Genomic DNA, 10,693 nt, shown 5'->3' with positions numbered 1-10,693 from the left:
AAAGTGCGATCCCGCCCTGTTCTGCCCTAGGAAATCAAACCCATTCTCTATATGTGTGATTAATGTTTTTTCCTTCGACAGTTCTAACCCACGATCCGCCATAAAGGCTTCAACTATTGGCAGTACTTCTTGCTCTAACAACTCTTTCGAGATGCCAGTGATGACGAAGTCGTCAGCATATCGCACATAGTTAACCTTAGTTTTATAACTAGCTTTGGTGTTTTTCTTCCCGAAATGAGATTCCAGCACCGCATCTAGCCCGTCTAAAGCCATATTCGCAAGTACAGGAGAAATAATTCCTCCTTGCGGTGTACCTGCTTCTGTTGGATTCCAACTTCCAGATTCCATAAATCCGGATTTAAGCCACTTCTTGAGTATCACTTTATCCATAGGGATATTAGCGATTAACCAATCGTGACTAATGAAATCAAAACACCCTTTAATATCCCCCTCTAATACCCATTGGGCACTACTCTTGCGACTGAGGTTTACGAAACATTGTTCAATAGCATCAGCACAATTGCGGTGAGGACGAAATCCATAGCTATGTCTGTCCGCTTTGGTTTCCGATACAGGTTCTAGCGCTAACAGGTGCAGTGCCTGCATTGCTCTATCACGCATGGTCGGTATTCCTAGCGGACGTTCTTTACCATTAGATTTAGTAATGTAAACCCTCCTTAACGGCATTGGCTTGTAGCCTTTACTCGTTAGAGATTGAATAGCATCCCATTTCAAAGTTGGTGTATTCCAAAGTACTTTGTCGACACCTGATGTTTTCTTTCCACGGTTTTCGGTTACCCGTTTTACCGCTATCGCTTTGGCAGAAAAAGAGCGTATTAACATGCGCTGTAGCTTTTTAATTTGCCTGTTATCGCCGTGTTTAGTTGCCTTCGCAATCCGTACTTGTAGCTTCTTTACTCTTTGATGGCATAGCTTCCAATTAATGGTTTGCCAGCTATCGTTCGAGTATGAGAATGCAGGTAGACACTGTGCCTTACTCATCTTGCTTTCCTCATGGTGGATCCCCCATGTGGAGTGAAGATAGATCTCCCCTAAGGGTGAAGTATCATTCACCCTTAGGGGGACAAGTATCAACCAGCGAACGAAGTTCGCTAGTCATCCTTCGGCTTTACAAGCCTTCTTACGATTAAAGACCTAATGGAAGTCTGCACTCTTTCGAGTTGAGGCAAAGTCTGAACCTCTATCTTGGCGATTACAGCCAAGCATTCGCTTTATCCATCGCTCCCATACCCACTCATCCAACAGCTCCCCTTACGGGTTACCTGCCTCGAGGGCGAATAATTGGGCTTACCAAGTTCCTGTATTTGTACAATTAGTTACTTAGGTTCTACCTATTCAACGGTGGCACAACAGTAGCGTAATCCCAGATGTAAAAGGAATAACCTGTCCACATACCTTTTGGTCAGAGCGCCTTGCAGTAATCAACCTAGATTGATTGCTACAAACAAAGACATTTCGCTCGTCGCGGCTGACGTTGTTTATCAGTAGTTCACATACGTTAACCTTATAACCAAGCCTAGCCTCTCAATCGGTCGTCATTACCGATATCTGTATTATTTGCTCGCGCAAACGACACACCTTTTCAGGGAGTACATTGTCAGGAAGCTTCGCACCAATCCGTTACCAGATTCGCACTATCCCTAGGCTACTACTTGCTACAAAGTAGGTCTTATCACTCAAACTGTTGTTGAGAGTAAGACAATACAAACACAAGCTTCAGTCAATTGACTGTTGAAGCACCTCTTCTTGTTCTGTCAGTGAGGAGTACTCACTTTCAGCTAAGAAGCCAAGAGCTGCAGTTTATGAGGGCATGCCAAACCATTGGCATGTCGGTCCCATGTCTTTCCTTTTTAAAGGCAGTTTCCTGCGCGTTGGTGCCAAAGATTATTACTTTGAATGCACATCGGCATAGTTAACTAAGAGGCAGCACGCTGCCTCTGACATATTTCCGTTTCGAAGACCCTTTCGGGTATGGAGGTTGGGTGAGAGGAACTCTAGGCAGAGCGTTATCATTACATCCTCGGAGTTGATAACTAGGGCGGTTATATCCAACGATATTTCCGCCCACCTCAGTACATTATCCTGAGGAACAGTCAATGCGACCCTTGTCGCACTACATCATGCCGCCCATGCCACCCATACCGCCCATGCCACCCATATCAGGCATTGCAGGGCCAGAATCTTGTGGCTTATCAGTGATCATCGCTTCTGTTGTGATCATAAGACCAGCAACTGACGCTGCGAACTGAAGTGCAGAGCGAGTTACCTTAGTTGGATCTAGGATACCCATTGCAATCATGTCGCCGTATTCGCCAGTCGCCGCGTTGTAACCGTAGTTACCTTCGCCAGCACGAACGTTGTTAGCAACCACTGATTCTTCATCACCAGCGTTCTTCGTGATTTGACGGATAGGCGCTTCCATTGCACGTAGTGCAACACGGATACCGACGTTTTGCTCTTCGTTGTCACCTTCAAGGCCAGCAACTTTAGATGCAGCGCGGATAAGTGCAACACCACCACCAGCAACCACACCCTCTTCAACGGCAGCGCGAGTTGCATGAAGTGCATCTTCTACGCGGTCTTTCTTCTCTTTCATCTCAACTTCAGTTGCAGCGCCCACTTTGATTACTGCAACACCGCCAGCTAGCTTAGCTACGCGCTCTTGAAGTTTCTCTTTGTCGTAGTCAGACGTTGCATCTTCGATTTGTTGACGGATTTGAGAAACGCGACCTTGGATCATTGTTTCTTCGCCCGCGCCATCGATGATGGTTGAATTTTCTTTAGTGATAGTTACACGCTTAGCTTGACCTAGGTCTTCTAGCGTTACTTTCTCTAGGTCTAGGCCGATCTCTTCAGAGATAACCGTACCGCCCGTTAGGATAGCGATATCTTGTAGCATAGACTTACGACGGTCACCGAAACCAGGCGCTTTAACAGCAGCCACTTTAACGATGCCACGCATGTTGTTCACAACTAGAGTTGCAAGCGCTTCGCCTTCTACATCTTCAGCGATGATAAGAAGTGGACGAGATGCCTTAGCAACTGCTTCTAGAGTCGGAAGAAGTTCACGGATGTTCGAAACTTTCTTGTCGATAAGAAGAATGAATGGGCTTTCTAGATCAACAGAACCCGCTTCTTGGTTGTTGATGAAGTAAGGAGATAGGTAACCACGGTCGAACTGCATACCTTCAACTACGTCTAGCTCGTCTTGTAGAGCCTGACCTTCTTCAACCGTGATTACGCCATCACGACCTACTTTTTCCATCGCTTCAGCAATGATGTTACCTACTGTCGAATCAGAGTTCGCAGAGATAGTACCTACTTGCGCGATAGCTTTTGTATCTGCGCATGGAACAGAAAGGCCTTTTAGCTCTTCAACTGCAGCGATAACTGCTTTGTCGATACCGCGCTTAAGATCCATTGGATTCATGCCAGCAGCAACGGCTTTTAAGCCTTCAGTGATGATTGCTTGAGCAAGAACGGTTGCTGTAGTCGTACCGTCGCCCGCCGCGTCATTCGCTTGCGAAGCCACTTCTTTAACCATTTGCGCGCCCATGTTTTGGAACTTGTCTTCAAGTTCGATTTCACGTGCAACTGAAACACCATCTTTAGTGATAGTCGGTGCGCCAAATGATTTGTCTAGAACAACGTTACGGCCTTTAGGACCTAGCGTTACTTTTACTGCGTCAGCCAGAACGTTTACACCTTCTAGCATTTTAATACGTGCGTCATTACCAAATTTAACGTCTTTAGCAGCCATCTTAATTTCCTTTCAAATTCTTTGTTTCGGGGCGTCTCAGCGTTATCGCGTCATTCTGAACAGTGAGGGACGAACGTGATTCAGAATCTACTCAAATCGCACTCTGTTTAGATTCCAGATAATTCGTTCCTCATTTCTGGAATGACGATATGAATCATCCAATACTGGCTCTGATAACTTTTACTGAGAGTTAAATGAAAAATAGATTACTCGACGATCGCCATGATGTCGTTTTCAGACATAATCAGAACTTCTTTGCCGTCGATTTTTTCAGTTTTCGTGCCGTAACCTTCAGCAAAGATAACGGTATCGCCAACTTTTACGTCCAACGGTTGCACTGAACCGTTTTCTAGAATGCGGCCTTTGCCGACAGCTAGAATGATACCGCGAGTCGATTTTTCTGCGGCAGAACCAGTTAGAACGATGCCACCAGCAGATTTAGATTCAACTTCTTGGCGCTCAACGATAACTCGGTCATGTAGAGGACGGATATTCATCGGTCTTATCTCCTGATAATTTCCATTTAAATTTTGATAGTTGCCACGATTAGCGTGGGTCAAACAATATGTTGGGGGCGATGTGAAAGATCCCAAGGGGGGAACGAAAAAATTGTGAGCTAAAGTGCAGATTCTCACCCCTCATCTTTCCCTGCTTTTCGTTTACTCGTATCCCGCATCTGTTTATCCTACGCTTTTGGTTTCTACCGGCGTTTTGCATGCAAGATAAGCACGGGCTATTAACTGCCCCAATTGAGAGTACATTGCGTACCATGACCATACCGACCATATTCGGTATGGTGGCGATCTTGATGTTTAACCTCGTCGATACTTTCTTCATCTCATTGCTTGGCACCCAAGCCTTAGCCGCGGTGAGTTTTACCTTTCCAGTTACCTTTGCGATTAACTGCATCACCATGGGGATTGGCATTGGCTTATCGACATGTATCGGTCGATTGCTTGGCCAAGGCAGCGCACAAAATGCAGCACGCTTTACCTGCCATGGATTATTACTCGCGCTACTTCTGGTCTGCTGCGCTTCCGCTGTTGGCATTATCTCACTCGACCCCTTATTTACTTTATTGGGTGCCGAAGCGGAGTTACTGCCTCTGATCTCTGAGTACATGCTGATCTGGTATATCACCATTCCCCTATTAGTGATCCCAATGGCAGGCAACAGCGCTATTCGTGCCAGTGGCGATACCAAAACGCCTGCTAAAATCATGATGCTGGCAGGGTTAATCAACGGCGTTCTCGACCCTTTGCTTATTTTTGGATACGGCCCCTTCCCTGAACTAGGGATTCAAGGTGCTGCAATTGCAAGTGGTTTCAGTTGGTTTGGCGCTTTGTGTTGCTCGCTGTACATCTTGATTAAACGAGAAAAGCTTCTGGCTTTACCGAATATCAAAAACATCCTTAGCGATTGGTATCAAATACTGACTATCGGCACTCCTGCGGCACTGTCCAATGCGCTCAATCCATTAGCGGGTGCCATCATAATGATGATGTTGGCCAAACAGGGAACCGAAGCCGTTGCTGCTTATGGTGCTGCTCAGCGTATTGAATCCATTCTTATCATTGTGTTGATGTCTCTGACTTCAGCCCTTACGCCTTTCATGGCGCAGAACTTTGGCGCAAACAACTCTCAACGCAGCTTTAAGGCATTGTTTCTCAGTATGCGTTTTGCTGTGATGTTCCAAGGTTTGATTTTCTTAATGATGGTGCCGTTGAGCATCCCCTTAGCTGCCCTGTTCTCTCAAGAAGAATCCGTACGAGGCATTTTGTGGCATTACTTGTTGGTCGTCCCCTTTAGCTATGGATTCCAAGGTATTGTGATGATGCTGATCAGTGGAATGAATGCCATGCATCAACCACTCAAAGCCTTTCAATGGAGCTTCATGCGTTTGTTTGTGTTTACCTTGCCCTTTGCGTGGATAGGCAGCCAAATTGATGGTGTCGAAGGGTTGTTTATTGGTTTAGCCTTGGGGAACATCATGGGTGGTATTTCAGGGTATTGCTTTGCACTTCGTGTGAGGGCTAAAGCAGATGCGGGATACGAAGAGGGATAGTACAAACCAAAAACTGAAAGACAAACGCTGACTACGCAGCGCTTAGTCCATCTTCGTTATATTTATGTCGCTAGAGCAAAGTTGATCGTATTTACCTTCGCTAGATTAACGTTCTGTTTTGCTTGCCACAGATCATAGTGATCCTGCATTGTTAACCAACTCTCCGGGGTTCTACCCAGTGACTTAGAAAGACGTAAAGCCATTTCAGGAGAAACTGCACTTTGGCCTTTAAGAACACGATTCAGCGTAGAAGGGGATACATCAAGCTGCTTTGCAACAAAACGACAGCTATAACCAAACGGTTCCATATATAGGTCATAAATAAACTCACCTGGGTGAGGAGGGTTGTGCATACTCATTAGTGATAATCCTCATAATTTAAAATATAGGCATTACCATCAATAAATTCGAAAGTAATACGCCAATTACCATTTACTGTGATTGACCAAATACCATCTCTATCCCCTTTTAATGGGTGAAGCTTAAAGCCAGGTAGATCAACATCATCAATAATGGTTGCAGTATCTATAGCTGCCAACTGCATCCTAAGCTTACGCTCATGCTTAGCTTGAATACCGGCTTTACTGCCAGTCTCAAAAAACTTTTTGAGACCTTTATGCTTGAATGTTTTAATCATACAGAGAGTGTAGCGTGTTGCGCATCATGAATCAAATTTCAAGCAGCTTAAGAGCAGATGCGAGATTCGGGTAAACGGGATGCGAAGAGCCTCAAAAACAGATACGAGATTCGAAGAGCTTGAGAGCAGAAAAAGACTAAAAGAAGGAAGATGACATGGAAGACACCACTTACAAAATGCTTTATGACGCACCAATTGGCAAGATGATCATTGTGAGCAATGGTGTGTCGCTTATTGAAATTGACCATGTAAATCACGAAGAGCTAATGACTAGCAATCCAGATGACCTTTGCCAACTGGCAGCGAAACAGTTAGATGAGTACTTCGCAGGTCAACGAATAGAATTCGATTTGCCATTAAGAGCGATAAAAGGCACTGACTTTCAAAAAGTAGCTTGGCAAGCTTTAACAACCATTCCTTATGGCGAAACCATCAGTTACGGTGAACAAGCGAAAATAATGGATAACCCAAAAGCAGTAAGAGCTGTGGGTGGTGCAAATGGCAAGAACCCATTTAGTATTGTTGTGCCTTGCCATAGAGTCATCGGCGCGAATGGAACATTAACCGGCTACACCGGCGGTATGAATCGCAAAGAGTGGTTGTTAGATTTTGAGCGTTCGATCTTAAATAAAAAGAAGTAAACCTTACCTCGCTAGATCAATAATATAAAGTTTCACCATCAAGAAGCGCCATTATCACCAGACAACATATAGTCTATATTTAAAATTTCATACAAAGAGGTGATGGTAATGTCCACTGATACGATTGAATCTTATGAAGATCGAAAGCGTAGAGATGGAGCTATAGCGCTAATGAAACTATTATCGTTTTCTATTGATGATAAAAAACATGGCCGAGTCAATTCAGGTACTCAGATTCGAGATAAACTGGCAAAACGTAAACAATCGGTTCAAGAATCAACATCACCGTTACGCTGATAATAATACGTTCGGTTACTTTAGTTTAATCCCATAAGTGTCAATATGGGCAAGTAGCTCATTCGATGTAATTCTATGTTTAACGAGCAAGTCAACCTTGAATGGAAGCGACGACTGTTCTAAACGATCTTGCAAGCCTGCGACGACACTTAACGAAATCCCATGCCCCTCGATAACAATATCGATGTCGGAGTTATCTTTATAAGTTCCAAGGGCTCTAGAACCGAATACCCAGGCATGAATGACTAAAGCATGATTCAAAACAATATCCTCAATCAGCTGATACTGATGAGGCTTAAGGCCGACCGAGTCTGGTTTAACCAAATAACTATCGATCACATTTAACCTCTTGTTCGCATTGACCCTCTTGATCACATTTAAGCTTTAAATAGAGTGTGACTTGCCCTATCACTGGTGAAAATGACTCTAAGATCAGTGACTGAGCTTCAAGGACATTTTCCTCATCATAGGTGTGGGACAATAAATTTCGTTTTATGAGTGCTTCAAGCATAATCTCACACTGCTCCGAAGACAGGTGCTTAGCTTCTAAGGCCGTACGAAAAACGCTCCTCGGCGAAGCCACATCAAACCCTTCAAACTCAAGTAAGTCTTTAAGGGTCTTCCATGTCAGCTCAAAAGAAAATTCAAAAGTTTGTACTAACCCAGCGAGCTCTAACTCATTGTAGCTATCTTGTGAGCACGCTCTCTCAAGTCTTTGCTGCGCTTTCATTAAGTTTTGCAGTCGTTGCTTCCAACGGTCTGGGTTTGAGTTCATATAAACAGCCTAAATATAAGGTAAAAGACAAGTATAGTATGAGCCTTAAGCTACCTAATCATTCAAGAAATGTCACTCTTTCGATATTTATCAAGGCCGTTCTTTTCGTCTTTTGTTTAAGGTCGTGCCCTTATGTTCTCCCCTGCATGTTTTTCTTACCCAATACCTGTCCTTAAGCTCTTCGCTACTCGTTTACCCGTATCTCACATCACGCATCCGTTCTTAAGCTCTTCTCATCTCGCTTACTCGTATCTCACATCTATAAAAAAGCCCGCACTTTTAAGTGCGGGCTTTCAAAATCGTTAAAGCTCAACGTGAGCCGCTGAGCCAAACAACTATTTAACTACTGACTATTTAACGATCACATCGCCTGACATCTCAGCCGGAATTGCGATACCAGACAGAGAAAGCATCGTTGGTGCTAAGTCAGACAGCTTGCCGCCCTCTTTGAACTCAACGTCTTTGCTACCTACATAGATAAGTGGAACAGGTAGGTTAGTGTGCGCCGTGTGGATGCCGCCCGTTTCTGGGTTAACCATCATTTCTGCGTTACCGTGGTCTGCGGTGATAAGCAGTTGGCCGTCAGCTTCTTTGATTGCTTCAACCACTTTACCAAGACATTCGTCTAGCGACTCTACGGCTTTAACTGCTGCATCGTAAACGCCAGTGTGGCCAACCATGTCACAGTTAGGGAAGTTACAAACGATCGCGTCGTATTTGCCGCCTTTGATTGCTGCAACTAGCTTTTCAGTTAGCTCTGGTGCGCTCATTTCTGGCTGTAGGTCGTAAGTTGCTACTTTTGGAGAAGCAACAAGTTGACGCTCTTCGCCTTCAAACTCGTCTTCGATACCACCATTGAAGAAGAAAGTAACGTGCGCGTATTTCTCTGTTTCAGAGATACGTAGCTGCGTTTTACCTTCCTTCGATAGCCATTCACCGTAAGTGTTCTCTAGAGAAGCCGGTGGGAATGCACATAGAAGCGGGATGTCTGCTGCGTATTGAGTCAGCATCACGAAGTCGATCGCTGGGAATACGTTACGAGCAAAACCATCGAAATCAGGAACGAATGCACGTGTAATTTCACGAGCACGGTCAGCACGGTAGTTCATGAAGATAACTGCATCGCCATCTACGATAGCGGCAGACTCTTCGCCTTCTGCTTTGATTTCAGTCGCTTTTACAAACTCATCGTTTTCATCACGAGCATAAGCCGCTTCTAGGCCAGCTACTGCAGTGTCGAATGTGAACTCAGCTTTTGCTTGGGTCAGTAGGTCGTAAGATTCTTGAACGCGATCCCAGTTGTTATCACGGTCCATTGCGTAGTAGCGACCAATAAGCGAAGCCACACGGCCTTTGCCTAGTTTAGCGAATAGCTCTTGGAAACGCGCTAATGTGTTTTCTGCGCTACGTGGCGGTGTATCACGACCGTCTAGGAATGCGTGTAGGTAGATTTTCTCTGCGCCACGCTCTGCTGCCATTTCAACAGCTGCGTAGATGTGATCTTCATGAGAGTGAACGCCACCTGGAGACATAAGGCCCATGATGTGAACCGCTTTCTCAGCTTTCACCGCTTTATCGATAGCGTTCACTAGCGTTTCAGTTTGGCCGAACTCACCATCTGAAATTGACTTAGTAATACGAGTAAGATCTTGGTATACCACGCGACCCGCACCGATGTTGGTGTGACCCACTTCTGAGTTACCCATTTGGCCATCAGGTAGGCCTACATCTAAGCCAGAAGCCGAGATTAGCGTGTTAGGTTGGTTAGCAATAAGACCGTCTAATACTGGTGTTTTAGCGTTCGCGATAGCGTTGTCTTGGTTGTCTTCACGGTAACCGTAACCGTCAAGGATCACTAGAGCCATTGGCTTCTTAGCTGACATAGGACTGACCTCGTTCAATTCAAAATAAATCGGTATAAAAACAAATTAGCGTAATTTTACTACAGTTTACAGTCAAAACTGTAGTGGAAGATCAAGAAAGGGCGCAGGTAGGATGATCGAATGTGAAAAAAAGCGTCATTTGATGGTGACCGATACTTTGTTTCCAAACTAAAGTTTATATAAATAATCCCTGTTAGCCTAAGAATTAGATGATGGCTACTCCGTCAAGTCTGTTTTCTTAAAGCTTTAATAATCGGAGAAATCTCACAAGCTTGAGTATTTTTCATATTGCCCCCTATACCAATGCTAGTTTGAAGCATATAAATTCTGACAACTAACACCTAGCTCCCGATGATAACCAATTCCCAGAATGCTGGCCTCCATTATCGGAACTAGTGACAATGCACGCTTGGTTAATGAGCTAGTTCGCATGAGTCAAACTAGATCCGCAATGGTTGTGTTGTTATTGTTATTGTTAGCATGCTCCTTCACCAATCCAAACGTCAGTGACCCAGGATTTACTAAGTTTGGTCATTAATCTAGATCTTGGAATGAAAGCTGAGTAAAACAGGTCGCAAATTGAGATTAAGCTCCCTACATAGACAGGATCTTAA

General features: G+C 44.5%; 11 protein-coding genes. 3 read left to right on the top strand and 8 right to left on the bottom strand.

The window, feature by feature from the left end; all coding sequences use genetic code 11:
• From ltrA to AB4493_RS09380, 3 genes are all read right to left on the bottom strand, one after another.
• Nucleotides 1-1,002 (bottom strand): group II intron reverse transcriptase/maturase (gene ltrA / locus AB4493_RS09390; RefSeq protein ID WP_372154907.1); only part of this gene is annotated, 1,002 nt, incomplete at its 3' end.
• Between the two features lie 1,132 nt (nucleotides 1,003-2,134).
• Complete coding sequence (gene groL, locus AB4493_RS09385; RefSeq protein ID WP_017061290.1) at nucleotides 2,135-3,781, bottom strand: chaperonin GroEL; 1,647 nt, start codon at nucleotides 3,779-3,781, stop codon at nucleotides 2,135-2,137.
• Between the two features lie 206 nt (nucleotides 3,782-3,987).
• Nucleotides 3,988-4,278, bottom strand: a complete 291-nt coding sequence (locus AB4493_RS09380) for a co-chaperone GroES (RefSeq protein WP_010433998.1) — start codon at nucleotides 4,276-4,278, stop codon at nucleotides 3,988-3,990.
• 218 nt (nucleotides 4,279-4,496) lie between these two features.
• Between AB4493_RS09380 and AB4493_RS09375 the strand changes: the two genes are divergently transcribed.
• Nucleotides 4,497-5,846, top strand: coding sequence for an MATE family efflux transporter (locus AB4493_RS09375; protein ID WP_017067999.1), 1,350 nt, complete (start codon nucleotides 4,497-4,499; stop codon nucleotides 5,844-5,846).
• A gap of 62 nt (nucleotides 5,847-5,908) precedes the next feature.
• On the opposite strand, the gene AB4493_RS09370 is transcribed toward AB4493_RS09375, so the two are convergent.
• Both AB4493_RS09370 and AB4493_RS09365 read right to left on the bottom strand, forming a co-directional pair.
• Nucleotides 5,909-6,205, bottom strand: a complete 297-nt coding sequence (locus AB4493_RS09370) for a HigA family addiction module antitoxin (protein ID WP_017067998.1) — start codon at nucleotides 6,203-6,205, stop codon at nucleotides 5,909-5,911.
• Entirely contained in the window at nucleotides 6,205-6,483 is a 279-nt protein-coding gene (locus AB4493_RS09365; protein ID WP_017067997.1) for a type II toxin-antitoxin system RelE/ParE family toxin, read from the bottom strand. The genes AB4493_RS09370 and AB4493_RS09365 overlap by 1 nt, the downstream gene beginning before the upstream one ends.
• A 155-nt stretch (nucleotides 6,484-6,638) precedes the next feature.
• On the opposite strand from AB4493_RS09365, the gene AB4493_RS09360 reads away from it, so the two are divergent.
• On the top strand, nucleotides 6,639-7,124 hold the full coding sequence (locus AB4493_RS09360; RefSeq protein WP_372154906.1) for a methylated-DNA--[protein]-cysteine S-methyltransferase: 486 nt from the start codon (nucleotides 6,639-6,641) through the stop codon (nucleotides 7,122-7,124).
• Nucleotides 7,125-7,232: 108 nt separating this feature from the next.
• Entirely contained in the window at nucleotides 7,233-7,421 is a 189-nt protein-coding gene (locus tag AB4493_RS09355) for a hypothetical protein (protein WP_017071100.1), read from the top strand.
• Between the two features lie 15 nt (nucleotides 7,422-7,436).
• Here the strand turns inward: AB4493_RS09355 and AB4493_RS09350 are convergent, their stop codons facing one another.
• From AB4493_RS09350 to gpmM, 3 genes are all read right to left on the bottom strand, one after another.
• A complete protein-coding gene (locus tag AB4493_RS09350; protein ID WP_372103415.1) occupies nucleotides 7,437-7,760 on the bottom strand; it encodes a nucleotidyltransferase family protein in 324 nt (107 codons plus the stop codon).
• Nucleotides 7,750-8,196 (bottom strand): HI0074 family nucleotidyltransferase substrate-binding subunit, encoded by a 447-nt coding sequence (locus AB4493_RS09345; protein WP_017093683.1) that lies wholly within the window; start codon nucleotides 8,194-8,196, stop codon nucleotides 7,750-7,752. The genes AB4493_RS09350 and AB4493_RS09345 overlap by 11 nt, the downstream gene beginning before the upstream one ends.
• 350 nt (nucleotides 8,197-8,546) lie before the next feature.
• Entirely contained in the window at nucleotides 8,547-10,079 is a 1,533-nt protein-coding gene (gpmM, locus tag AB4493_RS09340; protein ID WP_017067156.1) for a 2,3-bisphosphoglycerate-independent phosphoglycerate mutase, read from the bottom strand.
• Nucleotides 10,080-10,693 lie beyond the last annotated feature (614 nt).

The organism is Vibrio sp. 10N.222.55.A1 (assembly GCF_041473835.1).
GTDB classification, from domain to species: Bacteria; Pseudomonadota; Gammaproteobacteria; order Enterobacterales; family Vibrionaceae; genus Vibrio; species Vibrio crassostreae_C.
The sequence above is the reverse complement of the archived record's forward strand: the minus strand, read 5'-3'. Positions and strand labels throughout refer to the sequence as shown.